The following is a 24,300-nucleotide window of genomic DNA, read 5'->3' on the forward strand; positions in this document are numbered from 1 at the left end:
GTTTCCGGGGTTTTACCATGACAGTTTTGACCGCAGAACGCCAAATCGAGCACTTGCTGACGCTGCATCCGAAAGGCTTCGACCTTTCGCTCGATCGCGTATTGCGGCTTCTGGACAAGCTTGGCAATCCGCAGGATCGCATGCCGCCAGTCATCCATATTGCCGGCACCAACGGCAAGGGCTCCTGCGCGGCGTTCTCTCGCGCCCTCCTGGAAGCGCAAGGTTATCTGGTGCACACCCACACCTCGCCGCATCTGGTCAACTGGCATGAGCGTTACCGACTAGCCGCCGACGGCGGCGGCAGGCTAGTCGATGACGCCACCTTCGCCGACGCCATCGCCCGCGTCGCCGACGCAAATGATGGCCAGAAAATCACTGTCTTCGAAATCCTAACGGCTGTGGGTTTCGTGCTGTTCTCGGAACATCCGGCCGATGTCGCCATCATGGAAGTCGGTCTCGGCGGGCGGTTCGACGCCACCAATGTCATACGCAAACCGGCGGTTTCGGTGATCATGCCGGTGTCGCTCGATCACGAAGCCTATCTTGGCGATCGTGTCGAACTGATCGCAGCCGAGAAGGCCGGCATCATCAAGCGGGGCTGCCCGGTGGTGATCGGCGCACAGGAACACGAGGCCGCGCTGGAGGTGCTGGTCGATACGGCCGAACGGCTCGGCTGTCCGCTCTCGGTCTATGGCCAAGACTTCCTCGCTTTCGAGGAAAACGGCCGCATGGTTTATCAGGACGATGACGGGCTGATGGATCTGAACCCACCGCGCCTGCCCGGCCGCCACCAGTTCGCCAATGCCGCAGCCGCGCTAGCCGGTGTCAAAGCGGCCGGATTCACGCTTAGCGAACGGGCCATAGATCGCGCAATGGCAACCGTCACCTGGCCTGGGCGCATGCAGAAATTGAGCCAGGGCAAACTGACCGAACTTGCGCCGGAAGGCGCTGAAATCTGGCTGGACGGCGGCCATAATCCCGGTGCGGGCATCGTCATTGCCGAGGCACTGGCCGAACAGGAAGAGAAAAACCAGCGGCCGCTGTTCCTGATAGCGGGCATGATCAACACCAAGGACCAAAGCGGCTATTTCCATGCCTTCAAGGGACTGGTTAGACACGTCTACACAGTGCCCGTGGATTTCAGCGAATCGAGTGTGCCAAACGACGAACTGGCGATCCGCGCCGCTGAAGCCGGCCTGTCCGCTGAGCCGGTCAGTTCTATAGCGAGCGCCTTGATGCTGTTACGCGATACCTGGAACGATACCGATGCGCCGCCGCGCATCCTGATCGGCGGATCGCTTTATCTGGCCGGTGCGGTACTGGCTGAAAACGGTACGCCGCCGACCTGAGCATTCGGATCAACGGTCTCGAACCGGCGAGGCTCAGGCCCTATTTCAGTTCGACCGCGATGAAGAAAGCCCGGCGCGAGGGCCGGGCTTTTGCAACAAGTGAATTTGGCCTGGAAGGTTCAGGCGACTGCGCCGCTGATCCAGTGAGAGAGCGCTGTCTTGGGCGCGGCACCAACCTTCATGTCGGCCACTTCGCCGCCCTTGAAGATCATCAGCGTCGGAATCGAGCGCACACCGAACTGAGCGGCCAGTTCCGGGTTCTCGTCGATATTGAGCTTGGCGATCTTGACCTTGCCGCCGAGTTCGGTCGCGATTTCCTCAAGCGACGGACCAATCATCTTGCAGGGGCCGCACCATTCGGCCCAGAAATCCACCACCACCGGCTCCTTGGCATTGAGCACGTCGGCCTGGAAATTGTTCTTGTCGACCTTGACGGTGGCCATTCGAAATTCCTTTCGGTTAATTCGGTGCACCAAATGTGGTGGTGATTGCTGCTTCATTCAAGCAGGTTTTGTGTCACGATGCGGTGAGTCGGGCAAGGGCGTCGTCCATCGCCGAGGCCGGCAATTCGATCAGCCGCGGGACTTCCGTGAACAGCAACGCGGCCGAAATTTCACGGTCGGGGTACAGGGACTTGAGCAGTGCCCGATAAAGCGCAAGCTGCAGGACATAGGCCGGGGGGACTTTGTCAAGCGAGGTCGGCGCGGGCCGGTTGGTCTTGTAGTCGATGATCAGCACCTTGCCGTGCATGACCGCCAACCGGTCGATCTTGCCCGAGACCATGCGTTTTTTGCCCTTCACATCAAGGTTGCCCATGATCGAGACCTCGGCGCGCGAGCCCTCGTTAAACAGTGGAGCGAAGCGCGGATCGTCAAGAACCGCCCATATCGAAGACAGTGCTCTGTCGCGCTGACCCTGCTGCCAGCCTTCGCCCGCACGAGCGAGATAGCGCTTGGCAGCGCCATGGCGCTGATCCTGCGGCAGACCCGGAAGCATCTGCAGCAGTTTGTGGAACACCAGCCCTCGCAAAACGGAAAAGCTAGGCTCGACCTCGGCATCCATTACCGGCGAGCGCGTGTCCACGGCAGCTTCCGTGGTCTCCTCGATCAGCGCCGAAGCCCCGGATGGGGACAGCGGTTTTGGCAATTCCTCGGAGAGAGGCAGATCGTCGAACAGGTTTTGAGGCAAGGGTTTAAAAGGCGCGTTCTCTCTGCCTTCCTCAATCTGCTTCAACGCAATCGGCGGCAGGTCGGTGACGCGGAAGCGATGGACGGGATCGCCATTGACGGGATGCGGCAGTTGCTCGCTTTCCGGCACGCTTGTGAGTGCCCGACTGACGATCGAGTGCCAGGTACCGTCACCGGGAGAGCGCTTGCCATGATAGCCACAGACGATGAGGCGATCTTCGGCGCGAGTCATGCCGACATAGAGCAGGCGCCGGTATTCATCGTCGGCAAGGTCACGGGCGCGATCGGCTGCGGCTTTGGAAACACCGTTGGCGATATCGCTGCCGGCACGCCACAGATAACCTTTACCGTCCCAGTGATTGCCAGTTCCCTCAAACGGCATCAGACGCGGCAAATGCTGGTCGCTGAACGAGCGCGCGCCGCTGTCGACCAGGAACACGACTGGCGCCTCCAGGCCCTTGGCGGCATGGACGGTCATGATGCGGACCTCATTGCGGGTCTGGTCCATCTCGCGCTTGATCTCAGGACCAGCGTTTTCCAGCGTCGACAGGAAGGTATCGAGACCCGGCAGGCCGGTGCGTTCCTCGGCCAGGCAGAAATTGAGGAATTCATCGAGAATATCGCCGGCTTCGGGCCCCAGACGGGCAATCATCTTCCTGCGCACCTCATCGCGCGCCAGCAGTCCGGCATAGAACTCGAACACTGGCTTAAAAGCTGCTTCGTTCGCCCAGCTATCGAGTTGTACGGCGATCTTTGCCAGCGCGGCGTCATTCTTGGCAAGGCCACGCAACGACCCGATCAGCGACACACGCTTGTCGCGGCTGGCGGCAAGGTCGAACAACCTTTCTTCCGAAACATCGAAGATCGGCGAACGCAGCACTGCCGCCAATGACAGGTCGTCCTCGGGTTGTACGAGGAAACGGCCGAGCGCAGCCAGATCCTTGACGGCGATGTGGCCGGGCAAGCTCAGCCGGTCGGCGCCGGCGACAGGTACGTCCTTTTCCTTCAGGCTCTTCGACAAGGCATGGACGAAGCGATCGCGCTTGCGCACCAAAACCAGCACGTCGCCGGCGCTCAAGGGCCTGCCTTTGCCCTCAATGACCTCGCCGTTCTCGAGCCAACGCTTGATCGTAGCGGCCACATGCTCGGCTACCTGCACGGCGGGTGCACTGGCGTGATTGACCGGCAAAGTCCAATCATCAGGCTCGTCCACAGCGTCGGCACCTACTGTCGGCCACACTTCCACATAGCCCGGCGCATCGTTTCGTATGGCCTTGTGGTCGAGCGGATCGGGGTCATGGCTGATGCCACGCCGCACGTCCGGATCGGCGAAGACACGGTCGACCGCTTTCAGCACATCTTCGCTCGAACGAAACGACCATGTCAGCTTGAGATCGGCGAATTCACGGTTGGCGGCGCGCACCTTGCCGGCGAATTCATGCTTGCTGTCGGCAAAAGATTCCGGAGCCGCCCCCTGAAACGAATAGATCGACTGCTTCTCGTCGCCGACGGCGAAGATCGTGCGCAGCACGTTGCCACGCGCGCCTTGTCCGGCAAAAAACTCCTCGGCCAGTTTCTTGACCACCTCCCATTGCTCGGGGCTGGTATCCTGCGCCTCGTCAAGCAGGATGTGGTCGATCCCCTGGTCGAGCTTGAATTGCACCCAGGCACCGGCGTCTGGCCGCTTGAGCAGGTTGACGGTACGGGTAATGAGGTCGTTGAAGTCAAGCAGGCCGCGGCCACGCTTCAACTGCTCGTAACGGGCAATCAACCAGTCGGCGATGGTCAGCGCCGCGCGGGTGGCGTGCAGCATGCGATATAACGCCAGCCTGTCGGACGCCTCGATGATTGCCGCGGTGGCCGTGAGATAGCGCTGCGGCAGATCGGACATCCGGGCAAGGAGCGCCTTTCCAAACAGCCAATCCGGCTTGTAGGCTTCGCCCTTGCCGCTCAGGAAAGCTTCTTGCAGAAGGGTGAGCCGGCGCACCGGATCAGCTTCAGCGAAGGCGACCAGCGCCTCATCCACCAGCGAGTCACGCGCGCGATTGGCTCCCAATTGGGTGCAAGCGACGTCGAGCATTGCGAGGAAGGCAGGTTCGAAGCCCGGCAGCGGCCAAACCGCCTCCCCTATTGCCGTATCGGTTTCATCCGGTCCGAAGTCGAACTCATCAAACAGCGGCTGGAAGCCCGTGGCCGTGCCGCCAATCTGGCCGATGAATTCGCGCAGGCCGTCGCGCTTGTTGACGATTTCGGCAAGCAACGCATCGAGCCCGGTTTCGCCGCCATGTTCCAGTACCGTGGCAAAGGCTTCGGTAAGTTCCAAGCGGTCGCCAGCCCCCACGCCTGCGATCATGTCGCGTCTGGCGGCCGCGAACAGGGCCTGCTCCATCTGCGCATCAAGCATTTCGAAATGAGCTGCAATGTTCGCTTCCAGCGGGAACTGATGCAGGACCGATTCGCAAAAGGCATGGATGGTCTGGATCTTCAGGCCTCCGGGCGTTTCCAGCGCCTCAGCGAACAGCCGTCGCGCGCGCTTCAGTGTAGCGCGATCGGCCTTGCCCCCGTCCAGATCCTCGATGCGCAAGGCGAGATCGACATCGTCGAGCGTCGTCCACTGCGACAAGGTGGAGAACACCCGATTGGACATATTTGCGGCGGCGGCACGCGTATATGTCAGGCAAAGAATCTTGGACGGATCGGTTCCCTTGAGAAGCAACCGGATGACGCGCTGCGCAAGGACATGGGTCTTGCCCGAACCGGCATTGGCCGATACCCACGCCGAATTCAAAGGATCGGAGGCACGAGCCTGGCTCTTTGCAGTGTCTGTCGGGATGGGATATTTCATTCCCCACCCTCACCAGCACCGTCGCCGCCGGCCGACCATTCGAGCACGCGCGCCAGGTGATCGTAATCGCCGTCAGCCTCACCTTCGCGGAACGGCAGCGCCCGCGACAGATATCCCGTCTTCGGATCGGCATAGTGGACAATCAGATTTTCCAACCGCGCCCAGGCATCTTCGGCCAGATCGGCGGCGGAACGAGCCTTGCGGTTATGTTCGAGAATTGATTCTTCGATCACCTCGCCATTGGGCTTCAGTCGCACGAAAGCCAGTTGCGAGGGTTCACACTTGCCCAGTTCACGGAATGCGCCGCGCCGCAGCAGTGCCGCTTCCAGAGCCAGTTGCGGCGACAACAGCGTATGCGCCTGCCCCTTCGAGGGCGACGAACCGGTCTTGTAGTCGAGAATATCGGCCATGCCGCCTGCCAGCAGATCGACGCGGTCGGCATAGCCGGACAAGGTGACGCCAGAGCCGCCGACCAGCGTCCTTTCGGCGCGCTCTTCAGCATGCCGCAACTTGACGGCAGCGGCGCGCGAGCGCTCCCACACGATGATGTTCGCGGCCAGTTTTTCGAAGCGCGGCCACCATACTGCTTCGACATCCTCGGGCAGCGCTGCTTCTGCGAAACAGGCCCGTCCAGCGTCCACAAGCCGCGTCAAGGCATCCGGTGCTTGCGGATCTGCCACGGCAGCGGTGAAGCGGTGCAGAATGGCGTGGAACAGCGTGCCGCGTTCGGCCGCGCCCGGATCGCGGATCACCGGGTCGAGGGGAAACAGGCAGAGAATGCGCCGGGCATAGATCGCGTAGGGGTCGCGGCGTAGCGTCTCGATCTCGGTTACCGAGAAATAAGGCGGCCGCACCGCAAGCGGCGGAGCAGGCATGGGCCGTGTCGCGAATTTGACCCTGCCGCCGGCATCGAGACTGCGCGCCCATGACAGCACTTCCTCACCGCGCCGGCGCATCGCCTTGGCTTGATCCTCGCCGACAAAAGTCAGGATACGCTGAAGCCAGCGGGATGGCACCGCTGGTGCATCGCCCGAGCGGACCGCGCGCGCAAGTATGACATCAGGCGCACCCATCGCCATCTGGAAATCGTGCGCGGCAAGGCCTATGCGCCGTTCCGGCGGTTCAAGGTCGATCCCGGCTTTCATCAGACGCGACATGAAACGGTCGCTCTCGGGTTTGCGCGGCCACACCCCTTCATTGAGGCCGCCGATCACCAGCGTATCGACATGCTGCAAACGCGCTTCGAGTGCCCCCCAGATGGCAATGGCCTTGTCGGTGCCGCGCGCAGGCTTGACGGTCTCTGGCGCCAGCAGCGCATCCAGCACGTCAGGCCACTCGTCGGCGGTGACGGTGAAGGGCGCTGATGCCGTAATGAGATCGCGCAGCACTTCTGCCAGTTTCTCGCCGGCGTCACCTTCATAAAGGCGAGCCAGACTTCCATCCGTACCGCGCCCAAGCGTCTCCAGGCAGGCTACGCTGGCCTCAGTCAAGGCAGCAACGCTGAGGTCCCCTTTGCCGCGCAAGGCAATCAGTGGCTCCAGCGCGGCTTCAAACCGGCCGAGCATTGCTAGCGCCTGCTCGATGCGGCCCACGGAGAAGCGTTTGAACCAGAAAGGTTCGCGCCTGCCATCGCCCGGCTGAACAAGCCGTTGACTGAAGTGCATTCTCAGTTTTGCGAGATCTGGCCGCCCGGTCCCGCCGCGCAGCGCCAAGAGCTCAATCAGTTCGGCAGCGTGGCGCACTGCGCTGCGCTCCATGCCGAGTTCAAGCAGCGGGTGCTTGACGAGCGCCAGCAAGGCAATCGGGTCTCCCGGCTGGAAGACGCATCGCACCATCAGCCTGATCAGCACCGTCGCTGGCGTGTTGATGAGCGCAGTACCCCCGGAATCGTCGGCCGCGACGCCGAAGCGCTTGAGTTCGGCCGAGACGCGCCGGGCCAGCGCGCGGTCACCGGTCACCAATGCGGCGCGCTTGCCGGGCTCTCCGACGGCACGGCGCAGAGCAATGGCGATTGCCACAGCCTCGTCACGTTCGTTGGCAGCTTCAAGGACCGTGACGCCTGCGAGCGCGCCGGCCATATCGTCCCGACCGAAACGGTGGCGGGTTTCGGTCCATAGCTCCGTGGTTTCGGCTGGGCGCAGCGCCTCGCCGACCAGGGCCGCCCGTAAGGAACGGGCATCGTCGGGGGTGCCTATTTCAGCAATATGGCCCCGCAAGACGCCTATCTTGCCGATCAGCTTGACCAAGCCGTATTGAGGATGGCCGAGCAGGGCCGGCCGTGCTCCAGGTTCCGAGATCGCGGCGAACGAAACCTCATCCAGCGCCCGGTCGAGGCCGGGCAGCACGACAGCGCCGCGGGGTAATCCGGCAATGACCTTGAGCAATTCCGCCGTGGCTGGAATCGAACCGGTCGACCCGGCAGCAATGACCGGCCCGGCCGGCGGATTGCGCGCCAGCCGCGCCGCCTCCAGCCTGATCAGGGCGCTGCGGTGGGACGCGGGGTTGGAACGATCGCGCTCGGCCAGAACAAGCGGCCAGTGTTCTGTGGCGATGCCAAGGAAATCCAGCGTAACCTGCCACCAGCCAGCAAGATTGCCGGTGACCAGATCGGCAAGCCTTGCCCAGTCCGAGCCTTCCGTTTCCACCTCATCCATGAGGCGTGCGAGATCACGCGCCAGCCAGATGGCGTCGGCGGCCGATGCCGGCACAAAGATTTCCTCATTGAACCGCGCCGCCACTTCGGCCGGCAAGTGACGCTTCCAGGCCCGTACCAAAGTGCCCAGCAGAAGCAGCCGCTCGGTCGTTGCGATCGGTGGAGCAAGGTCGAGGGCGGCAGCGCTGCCCAGAGGGTCGGGTTCGAAGACCGCTTCATCCTCGTCGAACTCGCCGAGCGGCCGTATGGTCGGCAGGATAGCCGAACCGCCACCAATCATCTCGACCAATACGCCTCGCAAGGCACGTGCGGCGCGTCGGGTCGGCACGTAAATAGTGGCGTCGGCAAGCGCCAGCGGATCACCATCGAAACGGAAATCCGGCACGAGCATGCCAGACAGCAGCGCCCCGGCCAACGTCGGCAGGAAGGGCGCACCGGGCGGAATCGAAAAGACGCGGCGCTCGCCGCTCATGGCGTCTCGGCGAGCGCCTGCTCGACCGCCGATTCGGCCAAGGGAATGGCGTCGGGCGTGCCGACAGTGATCCAGTGGCCGTGCATTGTCATACCATGAAGACGACCTGCCTCGATGGCGCCATCGAAGTACATGTTCAGCGAGTGAGGGACATTAGACGCCCCTTGGAAAATGCGCGGATGAACTATGGCGGCGCCGGCATAGATAAGGCCCGCAGGATCGCCTTTCGAGCGGCAGAGACTGCCATCCGATTGGACAAGGAAATCCGTGCCGCCGCTATGGCCGGTAGCCGAGGGAAGGTCTGCAAGCATGAGTAGAATATCCATTCTCGCAGCGTCCCACGCAAGGGCGAGGCGAGCAAGATTGGGTGTTCCGGCATCGATCCAGAAGGTGTCGGCATTGACGATGTAGAATGGTTCGGTTCCAAGCTCGGGGAGTGCCTGGACGATGCCGCCTGCGGAATCAAGCAGCAAGCCGCTTTCGTCGGAAATGGCGATCTTCGGCGTTGTGCGGTTCGCAACATGGGTGACGATCCGCCGAGGCAGGTAATGGACGTTGACGACCGCCTTTTCGACGCCAACGGCGGCTAAGCTGTCGAGCCCCCAGTCGAGCAGCGTCTTGCCGGAAATCTTCACCAGCGGTTTAGGCAGGGTGTCGGTGATTGGCCGCATGCGCTTGCCGAGGCCGGCCGCAAGCACCATCGCGGTTTTCGGAATAGCACTCATAGCTCGCGCTCCTCGAGCAATCCGTGCGTTTCGTAGAAGGCGTGCATGTCCGCAAGCGACGGATGCGCCAGCGCACGGCGCAGATAATCACGGATGCGCGGCAGATGTCTCAGATAGGCTGGTTTGCCATCGCGCCGGTCCAGGCGCACAAAAATTCCGAGGATCTTGGAATTGCGCTGCGCAGCCATGATTGCATAGGTCTCGCGAAACTCCCCTTCATCAAACGGGCCCGCAGCTTGGCGCGCAGCCACATAAGCCTCCAACGTGCTGTGCTCGATGTCCGTTGCAATGGTCACCCGCGCGTCCATTGCCAAGGAAGCGACATCATAGGCAGATGGGCCGATCAGCGCATCCTGGAAATCGACGATGCCAAGCCGGTCATGCCCGGATCGGTCACCGCGCCAGATAATGTTGGGGGAATGGAAATCGCGCAGCATCAGGCTGTATTCGCGCCCGGCCAGCCGGTCGAGCACGGTATTCCAAACGCCGTGATAGCCGGCCCGCAAGGCATCGCTCGCCGGTTGGCCGGTAACGGCAGGCACATACCAGTCGACCAGTAGATCGACTTCGATAAGCATGGCATCGCGATCGAATGGCGGTACGTCATGCAAGACGCCCGGCACTGCTTCCAGCCTATCCGGCCACAACCTGCGCTGCATCATCGCCAAAAGCTCGCCAGCCGCCGCGTAGCGCGATGCAATCGGCTGGCCCTGGCTGTCCAGAAAACCTCCCGAACCGAGGTGCTCCAGCAAAAGGAACCCTTGTTCGAGGTCCTGCGCGTAGATTTCCGGCACACTGACACCGGCGGAGTGAAGAGCGCGGCCGATGGCGACGAAGGCCGTCACAGACTGCGCCGTGTGTGCGATCTCGGCGTAGGGCTTGCCGTCCCGCACTGGCGGCCCCATGACAAGGCGTGGTGAATTCATCAACACGCATGATGCCGATCCGTCTTGCACAACGATCTCGTAGGAACGGGCGGAGGCATCGCCGATGAAGTGGCGTCTTTGCGCGTTGCCCCAGCCCGCACGATCCAGGAATCCGCGCATGGCAAGCGACCGCGCGATCCGCTGCAAGGCTTCACCCTGCCCCGACAGACGCACGCTTCTCCCCTCGCCACGGTGCTCAAGCTCAATCATCACCGTATCTGACGGCAAGCGGCCGCCGGCCCGTTCGGGCCATTCGACCAGCGCTGCACCTTCAGTTAGCGCGTCGTCGAAACCAAGTTCGTCAAGTTCGGCTTGCGAAGAAAGCCGATAAAGATCGAAGTGATGGACGGGAAAGCGCGCGTCATAGCTTTGCACAAGCGTGAAGGTCGGGCTTGGCACATCAAGCCCGAGATCGTCCGCCAGCGCGCGGATCAGCGCCCTGGCCAGCGTCGACTTGCCGGCGCCGAGATCGCCCCTGAGGGCGAGCACATCGCCAGGCCGCAATGCCATGGCCAAATCTTCACCGAGCCGTTCGGTGGCAGCAGCGTCGGCAAGAAACACCTCAAGGCCGGCATCCGACATGCCCCGGGCTACTCGGCCGCTTCGCGGACACCTGACGGCAGGTCCGGAAATACGCAAACGACCGTAGTTCCTTGACCCTTGCCCGTCTCGATGCGCACGCTGCCACCATGCAACTCAACGAAGCTTTTGACGATCGAAAGACCAAGGCCCGCGCCGCGGCGACGGCCTCCGTTGACGCGCGATTCGAAGCGGTGGAACACAAGATCAAGGACGTCCGGCGGCATGCCCGGACCATCGTCGTGGACGGCAAACTCGATACTCTCGGCAAGCTGGCGACAGGTCAGGGTTACGGTGCTGGCTTCGGGGGCATAGTTGGCCGCGTTGATCAGCAGATTGTAGAGGATCTGGCGGACACGCACCTCGTCGCCGTGGAAGCTTCGGGGCGCGGAAGCTGCCTCTATCTCAAGCTCGATCGCGTGTTCCTGCAGCCGCTCCGAAACCAGATCGACGGCGGCGGAAATGGCGCGTTCGACATGCACTTCGGAGATTTCCAATTCCATGATGCCTGCATCCACCGTCGCCAGATCGAGGATATCGTTGACGATGGTGAGCAGCACCGAGGATGACGAGCCGATATGCTCGACATATTCGCGCTGCCGCGTCGACAATGGGCCGGTCGCCGGCAACGACAGAAGTTCAGTGAAGCCGATGATGTTGGTGAGCGGGGAGCGCAGTTCGTAGGAGACGTGCTGCACGAATTCGTTTTTCAACTGGTCGGACTTGAGCAGCGCCTCGTTCTTGTCCTTTAGCGCCCGTTCGACATTGACGCTGTCGGTGACGTCAACAAATGTCGTCATGACCTGCCCATTGGGAAGGTGGATCACTGCATAGCGCAACACGCTGCCCGAGTTGAGTTCGGTTTGGCCGTGACGGTCGCGACGCTCGTCGTCGAAGCCTGTAATGGCGGCGACGAACCCAATCCATGGACTGTCCTTGGCCAGCCGGTCGCACAGGTCGCGGATTGCCGACACATGGACATTCGCGGTTATGGTGCTGGCATCGATCCCCCAAAGCGCAGCGAAGGCAGGATTGGACAGCCGCAGCCTGCCGTCCGGCCCGAACACCGCGACACCTTCGGCCAGATTGTCGAGCGTCTCGCCCTGAACACGGACTGCCGTCCGGTAGCGGCTTTCGAGATCGATCTTCTCGGTGAGGTTTTCAAAGACCCAGGTCACACCGCCCTTGGGCTGCGGATTTGCGACGACGCGGATAGTCTTGCCATCGGGTAGATGCCACCAATGCTCCTGCGGTTCGACAGAGCGGTAGGCGGCGAGCAGATTTTCCTTCCACCGCCGCCATTCCGGCTGCTCGGCCAGCTTGCCCTCACTGCGCAGGCGGTCCAGCAACATGGCGTTGTCGGGCCCGCCGTGCAGGAAGGCATTGTCGAGGCCCCAGAGCTTCTGGAAAGCCTGGTTGAAGAAGCGCAGTACTTGCTCGGTATCGAATATGGCCACTGCCGTATTGAGTTGGTCGAGCGTATCGGCGTGGCTGCGAACGGTGCGCTCGTATTCCTCGCGCACGGCCTCTATGGCGCTGACATCGCAAGCAAGTCCTGCCGACCCCTCCGGGCCGGAAAAATCGGTGACGGTGAATTTACGTCGATCGCCTTGGATCACCGTCGACAGCGTCTGCTCGAATACGGCGTAGCCCTTGTGCTGGTCTGCGATGACATCAAGCGACTGGCGTCCAAGAAATTCCTTTTCCTGCTGGATCGCGGCATCCGCATTGGCGACCTCGACCGCTTCGGCGTAGGCACGATTGACCCACTTCAACCGCCCGTCGGCGGCACGCAGCCACAACGGCATCTTGAGCGCATCGCAAAGGCCGAGGAGCGTGTCGTGTTCCGTTGCCAGTTGCTGGTTTTCCAGCTTTAGCCTGGCTTGATTGCGCTGTGTTTCCGAGAGCGAAACGAAGCGAACCAATGTGTGAGCCGCACTCTTGCGGCCTTGGATCTCGAGCGGTGCGCCCATCTGGGACTCGGCGACGAGGTCGAAACCCGTACCCTTTTCGCGCAAAGCAGCAATGCCATGCTCGATCGCCGCAGCCGAGCGCGGCATCAGCCAGCGGCCAAAGGCAAGGAAAGCGGCACGATCGTCCGGCGCGCCGGTATCGAGCGGCAGCGAACCGATCAATTCGGGTTTCTTGTTTTCCGACGCCCACACCACGATGCGCTGGTCACGCAGGTTGAGCAGGGCTTCGGAGCGCTGCAGCGAAGCGTTGACATCCGCAATGCGGGTTCTCAGTTGCGTGTTCTCCGCCGAGGTGCGCTGGCGTTCGCGAATGAGAACTATCGCCGAAATCAGGGCCGCACCCATGACCCCGACGGATATGGCAAGCTGGATGACCTCGATCGTGCCGATCGAGACAACCGCCTTTGCAGGCGCTTCCTGCGCATAGGCGCAAAGGGTGCCAACAGGCAATATGGCTGCAGACCCGGCGAGCAAGGCCCTGAGCCGATGCCATACCCGTTCGCCACCCAGCGGAAAGCGCTTGGCGCTTGAATCGCCTTGGCGGCCGGAAACGGCCTTTCCCGCCTTGAGCGGGTCTTCCCCCGGCATGTCTTGGTCCTCTCCGCCGCCTGAATACAAGACCGCCTTGTAGCGAGCTCCCACCCCGTGCCCGGCTTCAACGCGTCGCGAATCACCTCACAATACCGCCTCGCCGAATCGCCGTGAAGCCGCACGGCGCGCAAAAATAACGCCGGACGAAATGTCAATCGTCCGGCGCTATATGTTGTGGTTATTTTTGGTATGGTTAATAGCGGTAGTGTTCCGACTTGAACGGGCCCTGCGGCGTCACACCTATATAGGCGGCCTGTTCATTGGAAAGCTCGGTCAGCTTTGCACCCAGCTTGTCCAGATGCAGCTTCGCTACCTTCTCGTCGAGATGCTTGGGCAGCACATATACCTGATTCTTGTAGGCACCGGGCTTGGTGAACAGCTCGATCTGGGCAAGAACCTGGTTGGTGAAAGAAGCTGACATGACGAAGCTCGGATGGCCAGTGGCATTGCCAAGGTTGAGCAGACGGCCTTCCGACAACAGGATGAGCCGCTTGCCGTCGGGGAACGAGATCATGTCCACCTGCGGCTTGACGTTGCTCCATTTAAGGTTGCGCAGCGCCGCAACCTGGATCTCGTTATCAAAGTGGCCGATGTTGCCAACGATGACCATGTCCTTCATTGCGCGCATGTGATCGATGGTGATCACATCCTTGTTGCCGGTGGTGGTGATGACGATGTCGGCCGTGGGGGCCGCATCTTCCAGCGTCACAACCTCGAAGCCGTCCATGGCGGCCTGCAACGCGCAGATCGGATCGACCTCGGTGACCTTGACGCGGGCACCGGCGCCCTTCAGCGATGCCGCAGAACCCTTGCCGACATCGCCGTAACCGCAGACCACGGCCACCTTGCCGGCCATCATCACGTCGGTACCGCGGCGAATGCCGTCAACCAGCGATTCCTTGCAGCCATACTTGTTGTCGAACTTCGACTTGGTGACGGAATCGTTGACGTTGATTGCAGGGAACGGCAGCAAATTCTTCTTCTGCAACTGATAGAGCCGGTTGACGCCCGTGGTAGTCTCTTCGGTGACGCCCTTGATAGCCTCGCGCTGCTTGGTGAAGAAGCCGGGTGTTGCTGCCAGGCGCTTCTTGATCTGCGCGACGAAATATTCCTCTTCCTCGCTCTGCGGATTGGACAATACATCCTCGCCGGCCTCGGCGCGAGCGCCCATCAGGATATACATGGTGGCGTCGCCGCCGTCGTCGAGGATCATGTTGGACAGACCGCGATCACTCCATTGGAAGATGCGATCGGTGTAGGTCCAGTAATCCTCCAGCGTCTCGCCCTTGACGGCGAACACCGGGACGCCGGCTTCAGCGATCGCCGCCGCGGCATGATCCTGGGTGGAGAAGATATTGCACGACGCCCAGCGGATTTCCGCTCCAAGGGCCTTCAGCGTCTCGATCAGCACTGCCGTCTGGATAGTCATGTGCAGAGAGCCGGTGATGCGAGCGCCCTTCAAAGGCTTTTTGTCACCGAATTCTTCACGGCAGGCCATCAAGCCTGGCATCTCGGTCTCCGCGATCTCGATTTCCTTGCGGCCCCAATCGGCCAGCGAGATGTCGGCGACCACATATTCCTTGCTATCTGTCATGGCAGAGCTCCAGTCAAACTATGTCGGCGGGCGCCTGTGCGACAGCATTGCCGGCGGGCGCGTGTGGCCGCCTGCCTACCAGATCGCAGTCGAAACGACAACGGGATATAAGGAAATCTTTATTCGTGCATGTTCTTAAAAGCAGTCAGATATCTTCGCCGAAGCGCGTGGCGACAAGCTGCTCGAGCGCCTCGATGGCCTCGGCGGCGTCGGGCCCCTTAGCGAGCACACGGATCAGGCAGCCGGGGCTGGCAGCCAGCATCATCAGACCCATGATTGAGGTGCCTCCGACCTTGACGCCGTCTTTCTCCACATCGATCGTGGCGTTGAAGCCGCTCGCCACCTGTACGAACTTGGCCGAAGCGCGCGCATGCAGGCCGCGCTGGTTGATGATCCGCAATTCGCGGACAATCAGTTCGGAAGGGGCCTCGGCATCCATTTTCATTTGCTCGCCAAAAGCTGACTGGCGACGTTGATGTATTTGCGGCCGGCAGCCTGCGCCTCTTCAAGGGCCACGGCCATGTCATCGGCCTTGCGGACGCTTGAAAGCTTGATCAGCATTGGCAGGTTCATGCCGGCGATGACTTCGGTACGTCCTGCCTCCATCACCGATATGGCAAGGTTGGAAGGCGTTCCCCCAAACATATCAGTCAACAAGATGACGCCGGAGCCGGTATCGACGCGTGCGACTGCGTCTACGATATCGCGGCGGCGCTGCTCCATGTCGTCGTCGGCACCGATCGCTACCGTCTCGAAGTGCTCTTGCGGTCCAACGACGTGTTCCACCGCGTGGCGAAACTCGTCCGCTAACCGACCGTGCGTGACAAGCACGAGTCCGATCATCGTTTGATGGCTCCCGTCATGGCCTCTTCACAAGCGCTCGCTATGCTCGCCGGCCAACCGGGCGGCGGGAGCGCTATCTTGTCGACGCGGGGCACGTTGACAAGCCCAAAAGTGCGCCCGAGCGAGCCATTTTGACGCATTGCAGCATGGAACAGGGCAATTCCGACACTGAAACTGTCAAGATTCACCTCAATCGCGCCCGTTTCGACCGAAATGCCGATTCAGAGCGCCACGAATAATTTGCAATGCGGCAGGAATGTTACGGGCCGGGGCGACGGTTCTCGGAACCGGGCAGCCGGTAATGGTAACGATGGATTCCGCCTGCAACCGCTCTGTTTCGCCTTCCACAAGTTCAACGCACAGATCAATCACCGCCGACCGCTCGAAGGCAACTGGTTGCGGCCCGATTCCAGCGAATTCGGCAAGGCCAGAGATCGCAGCAGGCGCATGACCGACCAGCCTGCCGCCGTGACCGGACACGAAGAGTTGGTCATCTGCCACCAACCGCGCGAATTCGCCCCTGCCTACGGTTTCATCGACCAAGGTGAGCGCAAGGGTAGTCTTGCCTGTACCCGACCGCCCGGTAATCAGGATGCCGAGGTCACCAATCAACAAGGCAGTGGCGTGGATGTTCCGCGGCTGCTGAGTTGCTGCGGTCTGCACCGCTTTGGGCGGTACGGGCCTCATTCGTCGGCCGGCAAGGCGATGACGAAGCGGGCGCCCTTGATGTCGCCGGGCTTGGTGCCGGAAATGTTCTCGGCCGTCAGCGTGCCGCCATGCGCTTCCACGATCTGGCGGCTGATCGAAAGACCGAGCCCGGAATTCTGGCCAAATGCCTCTCCGGCCGGGCGGTCGGTATAGAAACGCTCGAAGATGCGCTCGATGGTTTCAGCCCGGATGCCAGGGCCATTGTCGTCAACTGTAACAATGTTGAACTTGCCAGCCCGTTCGAGAGAAATGGTGATGCTCCCATGTTCATCCGGCACGAAGGAGCGAGCATTCTCGATAAGATTGGTGATGACCTGCCCGAGTCTCAGGTCGTGACCGACAACATAGAATCCCTTTATGCCCTGCGGCAGCTTGGCAACCTTGAGTTCGATTTCGACCGCCCTCTTATGGCGAGAAGCCTCACGCGAAACGGCGACCAGGTCGGTGACGAATTTCTTCAGATCGACCCTGGCGGCATCTTCGCGGGCCAATTCGGCATCAAGGCGTGAGGCGTCGGAAATGTCGGTGATAAGGCGGTCAAGGCGACGCACGTCGTGCTGGATGACGTCCATCAGCCGGCTGCGCGATTCTTCGTTCCTAGCCAAAGGCAGGGTTTCCACCGCGCTGCGCAGCGAAGTCAGTGGGTTCTTCAACTCGTGGCTGACATCGGCAGCAAAGCTTTCGATAGCCTCGATGCGGGCGTAGAGCGCGTTTGTCATGTCGCGCACGGCAATCGAGAGATTGCCGATCTCATCTTGCCGATCGGAGAAATCAGGGATCTCTTCGCGGTTCTTGACACCTCTCCGTACCCTGACCGCAGCAGCCGACAGCCGGCGCAGCGGATTGGCGATGGTTGAGGCGAGTAGCAGCGACAGAAGCGCCGTGACCAGCGCGGCAATGCCGAACACGCGCAGGATTGCCTTGCGCTCGGCTGCAACGATCTTGTCGATGTCACCGCCTTCCGTGGACAACATCAGCACGCCGAGCACGGCGCGGAAGCGTTGGATCGGTACGGCCACGGAAACGATCTGCTCGCCTTTTTCAGAAATGCGCACGATGGTCGACGGGCTGCCGGTCAGCGCTTTCATGACTTCGGGAAACGCGGTGCCGTTGCCGCCCGGCAGTTCGTGATAGACCGGCAACGCCTTATTGCGGAAGACATCGAAGATGAGCTTCTGCATCCGCTCCAATAGGTTTGGCTCCTCTTCCTCCACCGATGGCAGGTCGTAGCGCAGTATCTGGCCGCGCGAATAAAGATGGCGTGAATCGAGCAACAGGTTAGCGTCGCGGTCGTAGATGCGGGCGCGCGTGCGGGTGGGCGAGATGAGCCGCCGCAGCACCGGCGCGACGCGTTCCGGGTTGATCGGAAAATCGAGATTGTCCAGCGGATCGGAGCCGGGCGCAATGCTTTCGCCGGCTTGCAGTTCAAGCAGCTTTTCCGGATCGATGCTGATCGAGTCCGTCTCGACCGTCGCCGAAGCGGCAATAGCGCCGGCAATGATCTCGCCTTGGGTCATAAGGCTCTCGACCCGGGCGTCGATCAGGCCGTCGCGGAAGGTGTTGAGGTAAAGAATGCCGATGACCAGGACAGCAAGGCCGGCAAGGTTCAGGAACAGGATGCGCCGGGTCAGGCTGGAGAAGATGTGATGGCCGAGAAACCGGCGCATCGGCACCGTCAGCTTCGACAGGACGGAAGGCGACCGACGGGTGGGTCGCCTTACGGCACTCGCCGGTTTGTTCAACTCCGCTTCCATGGCCATCGGTCAGCAGCCCCCGCTGCGCTTAGGGTCTGCACCTGTTAATCTGGTCGGACTGGCGTGAGGTCATTTGCCCGGATACGAGGAGCGAAGGCGCAGGAAATGTCGAACATTTTCAAATCCTTCGCGACGAAGTTGCCGAACAAATGGACCACATCCGAAGGACGCCGAAACGGCTTTGATCTGCGGTGTCGAAGCCCTTGTCCGATGGAACTCCATCGCTCTTCAGGCTTCTCCTGGCATCTCTTTGCCGCATCAGGCGCCATTTCGATCATATTGACAGGTCCTGACCCTACGCTTCTTTGAACCGGTAACCGACGCCGTACAGTGTTTCGATCATCTCGAAGTCGTCGTCGACAACCTTGAACTTCTTGCGCAGGCGCTTGATGTGGCTGTCGATCGTGCGGTCGTCAACATACACCTGCTCATCATATGCCGAATCCATCAAGGCATCACGGCTTTTCACCACGCCCGGACGCTGGGCCAGCGAGTGCAGGATCAGAAACTCGGTCACCGTCAGCGTCACGGGCTCGCCTTTCCATGTGCAGGTGTGACGCTCCTGGTCCATCACCAACTGGCCACGCTCCAACGATCGGCTTTGCTGGGTCGGCGACTTGGCCGCGGTTTCGCGCGCGCCGGCGCGCCTCAGCACCGCCTTGACGCGCTCAACCAGCAGGCGCTGCGAGAACGGTTTGCGGATGAAGTCGTCGGCGCCCATCTTGAGGCCGAACAATTCGTCGATCTCGTCGTCCTTCGACGTCAGGAAGATCACCGGAAGATCGGTTTTCTGGCGCATGCGGCGCAGAAGTTCCATACCGTCCATGCGCGGCATCTTGATGTCGAGGATGGCAAGGCTGGGTGGCCGCGCAGCCAGGCCTTCCAGCGCCGACGCACCGTCCGTGTAGGTTTCGACGCGATAGCCCTCCGATTCCAGGGCGATCGACACCGAGGTCAGGATGTTGCGGTCGTCATCGACCAGCGCGATTGTTGCCATTTCCAGCGGCTCCCTCATGGGCGAATGTCCCTTCGTCGTGAAGAAGGGGGCTTTTGCAGGACAAATTAGGTACAAAATGTGGCACGTCGCTTCAACTGCAAGTCGGACGCCACGCCGCACGCACACCCCGGATGGGACGATCCGAGACAGCCAATCCTTTGAACAATCCGCCAGCTTTTGCACATCTAAACGATTTAAACAACTTTCAAAATTTTTAAATCGATTAATGATTTGATATCGTTTGGTTTTTCTGGTTGTGACCAGAACAAGCCTCGACACAGGCGGCCCCAGGCACACGACATCCGTCGCACATTGAAAGGACCTTCATGTCGGAACTCGGCAAACGCAACCCTGCATTCGGTATCGAAGCGGTCGGCATCAAGACCACGGGCACGGTTCGCTACAATTTTGGTGCGGCAGCCCTCTGTGAGGAGGCGATCCGTCGCGGCGAAGCGCAACTCAGCGCCCACGGTGCGCTCGTCGCCGAGACCGGCCAGCACACTGGCCGCTCAGCCAAGGACAAATTCGTCGTGCGCGACGAAAACACCGAACCGAATGTCTGGTGGGACAACAACAAGGCGATCTCACCCGCCCAGTTCGATACGTTGCTTGCCGATTTCCTCGCTCATGCAGCGGATAAGGATCTTTATGTCCAGGACCTGATCGGCGGCGCTGACCGGGACCTCAACCTGCCGACACGTGTTGTCACGGAATTTGCCTGGCATTCGCTGTTCATCCGCAATCTGTTGATCCGTCCAGAAACCGACAGCCTGACCGGGTTCGTCGCCAAGATGACCATCATCGACCTGCCGTCCTTCCGCGCCGATCCGGCGCGCCACGGTACGCGCACGGAGACGGTCATTGTGGTGGACCTGACTCGCATGATTGTACTGATCGGCGGCACCTCCTATGCCGGCGAGATGAAGAAGTCGGTGTTTTCGGCCCTCAACTACCTGTTGCCACAGCAGGGTGTCATGCCGATGCACTGCTCGGCCAATGAGGGGCCGAATGGCGATGCCGCAGTGTTCTTCGGCCTTTCCGGCACCGGCAAGACGACGCTATCGGCCGACCCGTCGCGCACGCTGATCGGAGATGACGAGCATGGCTGGGGCCCGAAGGGCATTTTCAATTTCGAAGGCGGCTGCTACGCCAAGACGATCCGCCTTTCGGCCGAGGCCGAACCGGAAATATTCGCCACCACCCAGCGCTTCGGCACGGTTCTGGAAAACGTCATCCTGAACGAACATCGGATTCCCGATTTCGACGATAGTCGCCTGACCGAGAACACACGCTGCGCCTATCCGTTGGATTTCATTCCCAACGCCAGTGCGACAGGACGCGCCAGCCATCCGAAGAACATCATCATGCTGACCGCCGATGCCTTCGGCGTGTTGCCGCCTATTGCCCGGCTGACCCCGGCGCAGGCCATGTACCACTTTCTTTCCGGTTACACGGCCAAGGTTGCGGGCACGGAAAAGGGCGTGACTGAACCGGAAGCGACTTTCTCGACCTGTTTCGGCGCCCCCTTCATGCCGCGCCATCCGTCGGAATACGGCAATCTGCTGCGCGAACTGATCGCGCGCCACGATGTCGATTGCTGGTTGGTCAATACCGGCTGGACCGGCGGCGCCTATGGCATTGGAAAGCGCATGCCGATCAAGGCAACGCGGACGCTGCTGGCAGCCGCACTCGACGGCTCGCTCAAGCAGGCCGAGTTCCGTACCGACGTCAATTTCGGCTTCGAGGTTCCTGTCGCCGTGCGCGGCATCGACAACTCCATCCTCGATCCTCGCACGACCTGGACGGACAAAGCCGCGTATGATCGCCAGGCGGCCAAGCTGGTCGGTATGTTCATCGAGAATTTCGGCAAGTTCGAAAGCCATGTCGATGCGCTGGTGCTCAGCGCTGCACCGCACCTGCAGCAAGCGGCCGAATAGGCGCTCCGGCATTCACAATATAGAGACAAGGCCCGGTTTCGATCGGGCCTTTTCTTTTGGCCGGCAACACCGCATGACTGCACAATGAGCGCCGATGAGAATATCGAGATCGCCGATGAAGCGATCATCTATGCCGACGACCTGACCGAGACGTTCATCCGCTCCTCCGGTCCGGGCGGCCAAAACGTCAACAAGGTCGCCACGGCGGTGCAGTTGCGCTTCGACGCCGCCAATGCGCGTGGCTTGTCGGAGCGGGTACGGGCACGCACTCTCAAGTTTGCCGGCCAGCGCGCCACCAAGGACGGGGTTATCGTCATCGAGGCTGGTCGCTTCCGCACGCAAGAGCAGAATCGGGCCGATGCACGCGCCAGATTGACCGAATTGGTCGCGAAGGCAGCCGAACCGCCGCCACCGCCGCGCAAGAAGACCAGACCAACCAAGGGTTCGGTGGAACGGCGGCTGAAGAGCAAGGCCGGGCGCGCCACGGTCAAGAAATTGCGCGGCAAGGTGGAAAGCGATTGACGCCAATTGGCATCTTCCAATTTGCGGTTGCAACTGCGAAAACGAACAGGTGCAGCAAAGGAGGCCACAATGGGCATTTTCGACTTCGTGAAGAATGTCGGCGCGAAGCTTGGCTTCGGCGACGATGAGACCCCCAACGCCGAGGCGCTGAAGAAGGAACTCGATTCGCACAAGCTCGGCACCGAGAGGGTCGATGTCGTGATCCAAGGCGACACTGCGGTGCTGAAGGGTGTGGTCAAGGACCAGTCGATATTCGAGAAGGCAGTGATTGCGGTCGGCAACACGCTGGGTGTCTCGAAGGTCCAGGCTGACGAACTGAAGGTAGTGGCGCCAGATTCCGGCCTCAAGCTCGACGGCAACGCCGACATGACCGAACTCGTCAAGGCCGCGACCCCGGCCAAGGAGCCGGTGTTCTATACGGTGAAGAAGGGCGACAACCTGTCGAAGATCGCCGAACGGCAGTACGGTAAGGGCAAAGCTTCCAAGTACACGGTGATTTTCGAAGCCAACAAGCCGATGCTTAAGCACCCCGACAAGATCTATCCCGGCCAGGTGCTGCGCATTCCCGATATCGAACAAGCCTGACAATCATCCGAAAGCCGGATTCCATTTTTGGTTCGGCGCTTAAAAAGCGGCGACTTTCGGGTCGCCGTTTTCGTTTGAGAATGGCATCGTCGATCATTTCCCGGCCGCCAAAGGAGCCCGCGATGCTTGACCTGCCCGAAGGCGTTCGACACTTGCCCGGATTTCTTTCGGCCGAGGCACAAGCCGCTTTGGTCGAAGATGTCAGGAAGGTCGTCAAAGCGGCTCCGCTATACGTGCCCGCAATGCCGCGAACCGGCAAGGAAATGAGTGTGCGCATGACCAATTGCGGATCGCTCGGCTGGGTCACCGACAAGGAACGCGGCTACCGCTACCAGCCGACCCATCCGATTTCCGGCGAAGCCTGGCCGTCGATCCCAGCGACCCTGACTACCATTTGGCACGAAGTGGCCGACTACCCGCATCCGCCCGAAGCCTGCTTGGTCAATTTCTACACCTCCGAAGCGCGGATGGGCTTGCATCAGGATCGTGACGAAGCCGATTTCAATGCCCCAGTCGTGTCCGTCTCTCTCGGCGACGACTGCCTGTTTCGCGTCGGCCCGCCAAAACGCAGCGCCAAGACCGTGTCGTTTAGGCTGCAGAGCGGCGACATCGTCGTGCTGGGCGGCGAGGGACGCTTGGCCTTCCACGGTGTCGACCGGGTTTATCCGCAGACCTCGACGCTGCTCAAGAATGGCGGGCGCGTCAACCTCACCTTGCGGCGGGTGACGGCACCCTGACGGCGACTAAAGCTTCCTAAGCGCCACTTCCTCGATGAGATGGTCCGTGCCCTTGCGCAGGATCAGGTCGGCCCGGGCCCGCGTCGGAAGGATGTTCTCGCGCAGGTTCTTCAGGTTGATGTTGGCCCACAGCCCTTCGCCGATGGCGCGGGCGGCTCCTTCGGACAATTGCGAATAGCGATGAAAGAAGGAGTCCGGATTGCGGAACGCGGTTTCGCGCAGGCGCATGAAGCGAGCGATGTACCAATCATGAATGCGTTCTTCGTCGGCGTCGATATAGATCGAAAAATCGAAGAAATCCGACAGGAACGGCACGATCTTCCCATCGCTGGGCAGTTTACCCGGCTGCAAGACGTTGATGCCTTCGAAGATCAGGATATCGGGACGGTCGATGGTGATGAACTCGTCGGGGATGACATCATAGGTCAGGTGCGAATAGAGCGGCGCCTGGACATCCTTCTGACCAGATTTGATCGCCGACAGAAAACGCAGCAGCGCGCCCACGTCGTAACTGTCCGGAAAACCCTTGCGCTCCATGAGATTTTCGCGGCGCAGGACTTCGTTAGGCAAGAGAAAGCCGTCAGTGGTGATGAGATCGACCTTCGGGCTCGACGGCCAGCGTGCCAGCAATTCCTTCAGCACGCGTGCCGTGGTGGATTTGCCGACGGCCACGGAACCGGCGATGCCGATGATGAATGGCGTCTTGGTCGTGGTATGAACATTGAAGAAAGCGCGCCGCTGGGCAAACAGCATCTGGCTCGATTCGACATGCGCCGACAGAAGCCGTGACATCGACAGATATATGCGCCGCACCTCGTCAAGATCGACCGGATCGTTCAGCGAGCGAAGCCGCTCGATCTCCTCCTTGGTCAAGGTCAGCGGGGTGTCGGCGCGGAATTTTGCCCATTCTTGCGCCGAGAAAAACAGATAGGGCGAATATTTCGCGGTCGGCGCAAGCTGGTCCATCGCGTCTCCTGCCCTTAATCGCAATCAGCCAGATTTCGGCCTTGCAGCCTTCTCGGCAATGCCGGAGCGGTTGGTGCGTCGCTCCAGTTCCGCCAGCACGTCGTCAAGCGAAACGCCTGCGATCGCCAGCACGACCAGCCAATGATAGAGGAGATCGGCGCTTTCCGAAACGACGGCTTTGGTATCGCCCTTGACCGCCGCGATCACGGTTTCAACCGCCTCTTCGCCCAGCTTCTGTGCTGCCTTGTCCATGCCTTTTGAAAACAGCTTGGCCGTCCACGACTCCGGATCGCCGGAGTGCGCCCGTTCCCGGATGGTGGCTTCCAGATCTGATAGCGAAAAACTGCCCATTTGCGC

At 61.0% G+C, this 24,300-nt stretch carries 19 protein-coding genes; 5 read left to right on the top strand and 14 right to left on the bottom strand.

What is annotated here, in order from left to right; translation table 11 throughout:
- The first annotated feature begins 17 nt into the window (after positions 1-17).
- Positions 18-1,349 (top strand): bifunctional folylpolyglutamate synthase/dihydrofolate synthase, encoded by a 1,332-nt coding sequence (locus ASD64_RS14325; protein WP_056106141.1) that lies wholly within the window; start codon positions 18-20, stop codon positions 1,347-1,349.
- Between the two features lie 119 nt (positions 1,350-1,468).
- Here the strand turns inward: ASD64_RS14325 and trxA are convergent, their stop codons facing one another.
- The 12 genes from trxA to ASD64_RS14385 all read right to left on the bottom strand — a co-directional run bounded on the left by trxA (position 1,469) and on the right by ASD64_RS14385 (position 19,196).
- The gene (trxA, locus tag ASD64_RS14330; RefSeq protein ID WP_056106143.1) at positions 1,469-1,792 is read right to left on the bottom strand and encodes a thioredoxin; all 324 of its coding nucleotides are present in this window, start codon (positions 1,790-1,792) and stop codon (positions 1,469-1,471) included.
- A 73-nt stretch (positions 1,793-1,865) separates the two neighbouring features.
- Complete coding sequence (gene addA, locus ASD64_RS14335; RefSeq protein WP_056106144.1) at positions 1,866-5,381, bottom strand: double-strand break repair helicase AddA; 3,516 nt, start codon at positions 5,379-5,381, stop codon at positions 1,866-1,868.
- Entirely contained in the window at positions 5,378-8,506 is a 3,129-nt protein-coding gene (gene addB, locus ASD64_RS14340) for a double-strand break repair protein AddB (RefSeq protein WP_056106146.1), read from the bottom strand. Before addB ends, addA begins: the two co-directional genes overlap by 4 nt.
- Positions 8,503-9,231 (bottom strand): nucleotidyltransferase family protein, encoded by a 729-nt coding sequence (locus ASD64_RS14345; RefSeq protein ID WP_056106148.1) that lies wholly within the window; start codon positions 9,229-9,231, stop codon positions 8,503-8,505. The genes addB and ASD64_RS14345 overlap by 4 nt, the downstream gene beginning before the upstream one ends.
- Positions 9,228-10,739: a tRNA (adenosine(37)-N6)-threonylcarbamoyltransferase complex ATPase subunit type 1 TsaE gene (gene tsaE, locus ASD64_RS14350; protein WP_056106150.1), complete on the bottom strand. Its 1,512-nt coding sequence runs from the start codon at positions 10,737-10,739 to the stop codon at positions 9,228-9,230. The genes ASD64_RS14345 and tsaE overlap by 4 nt, the downstream gene beginning before the upstream one ends.
- A gap of 8 nt (positions 10,740-10,747) precedes the next feature.
- Complete coding sequence (locus tag ASD64_RS14355) at positions 10,748-13,297, bottom strand: sensor histidine kinase (protein ID WP_056106153.1); 2,550 nt, start codon at positions 13,295-13,297, stop codon at positions 10,748-10,750.
- A gap of 196 nt (positions 13,298-13,493) precedes the next feature.
- Positions 13,494-14,894 (bottom strand): adenosylhomocysteinase, encoded by a 1,401-nt coding sequence (ahcY, locus tag ASD64_RS14360; RefSeq protein WP_056106154.1) that lies wholly within the window; start codon positions 14,892-14,894, stop codon positions 13,494-13,496.
- Positions 14,895-15,039: 145 nt separating this feature from the next.
- Complete coding sequence (locus ASD64_RS14365) at positions 15,040-15,333, bottom strand: HPr family phosphocarrier protein (RefSeq protein WP_056106156.1); 294 nt, start codon at positions 15,331-15,333, stop codon at positions 15,040-15,042.
- 2 nt (positions 15,334-15,335) lie between these two features.
- Positions 15,336-15,737, bottom strand: a complete 402-nt coding sequence (locus ASD64_RS14370) for a PTS sugar transporter subunit IIA (RefSeq protein ID WP_056106158.1) — start codon at positions 15,735-15,737, stop codon at positions 15,336-15,338.
- Between the two features lie 189 nt (positions 15,738-15,926).
- Positions 15,927-16,424, bottom strand: coding sequence for an HPr kinase/phosphorylase (locus tag ASD64_RS14375; protein WP_056106159.1), 498 nt, complete (start codon positions 16,422-16,424; stop codon positions 15,927-15,929).
- Complete coding sequence (locus tag ASD64_RS14380; protein WP_413813610.1) at positions 16,421-18,199, bottom strand: stimulus-sensing domain-containing protein; 1,779 nt, start codon at positions 18,197-18,199, stop codon at positions 16,421-16,423. The genes ASD64_RS14375 and ASD64_RS14380 overlap by 4 nt, the downstream gene beginning before the upstream one ends.
- Positions 18,200-18,494: 295 nt before the next feature.
- Complete coding sequence (locus ASD64_RS14385) at positions 18,495-19,196, bottom strand: response regulator transcription factor (RefSeq protein ID WP_156460165.1); 702 nt, start codon at positions 19,194-19,196, stop codon at positions 18,495-18,497.
- 326 nt (positions 19,197-19,522) lie between these two features.
- Here ASD64_RS14385 and ASD64_RS14390 point away from each other — a divergent pair, with 326 nt between their 5' ends.
- From ASD64_RS14390 to ASD64_RS14405, 4 genes are all read left to right on the top strand, one after another.
- Positions 19,523-21,133 (top strand): phosphoenolpyruvate carboxykinase, encoded by a 1,611-nt coding sequence (locus tag ASD64_RS14390; protein WP_056106165.1) that lies wholly within the window; start codon positions 19,523-19,525, stop codon positions 21,131-21,133.
- A gap of 84 nt (positions 21,134-21,217) precedes the next feature.
- Positions 21,218-21,655, top strand: a complete 438-nt coding sequence (gene arfB, locus ASD64_RS14395; protein ID WP_056106167.1) for an alternative ribosome rescue aminoacyl-tRNA hydrolase ArfB — start codon at positions 21,218-21,220, stop codon at positions 21,653-21,655.
- A gap of 69 nt (positions 21,656-21,724) precedes the next feature.
- Positions 21,725-22,240: a peptidoglycan-binding protein LysM gene (gene lysM / locus ASD64_RS14400; protein WP_056106170.1), complete on the top strand. Its 516-nt coding sequence runs from the start codon at positions 21,725-21,727 to the stop codon at positions 22,238-22,240.
- Between the two features lie 122 nt (positions 22,241-22,362).
- Positions 22,363-22,977: an alpha-ketoglutarate-dependent dioxygenase AlkB family protein gene (locus ASD64_RS14405; protein WP_056106585.1), complete on the top strand. Its 615-nt coding sequence runs from the start codon at positions 22,363-22,365 to the stop codon at positions 22,975-22,977.
- A gap of 6 nt (positions 22,978-22,983) precedes the next feature.
- Here ASD64_RS14405 and coaA read toward each other — a convergent pair whose 3' ends face one another.
- Together coaA and ASD64_RS14415 are read right to left on the bottom strand one after the other, a co-directional pair.
- Positions 22,984-23,943 carry a type I pantothenate kinase gene (gene coaA, locus ASD64_RS14410; protein ID WP_056106173.1) on the bottom strand — a complete coding sequence of 320 codons (960 nt, stop codon included), beginning with the start codon at positions 23,941-23,943 and terminating at the stop codon, positions 22,984-22,986.
- Between the two features lie 24 nt (positions 23,944-23,967).
- The gene (locus ASD64_RS14415) at positions 23,968-24,294 is read right to left on the bottom strand and encodes a phosphoribosyl-ATP diphosphatase (RefSeq protein ID WP_056106176.1); all 327 of its coding nucleotides are present in this window, start codon (positions 24,292-24,294) and stop codon (positions 23,968-23,970) included.
- Positions 24,295-24,300 lie beyond the last annotated feature (6 nt).

The organism is Mesorhizobium sp. Root157, from assembly GCF_001427385.1.
Lineage (GTDB): Bacteria > Pseudomonadota > Alphaproteobacteria > Rhizobiales > Rhizobiaceae > Mesorhizobium.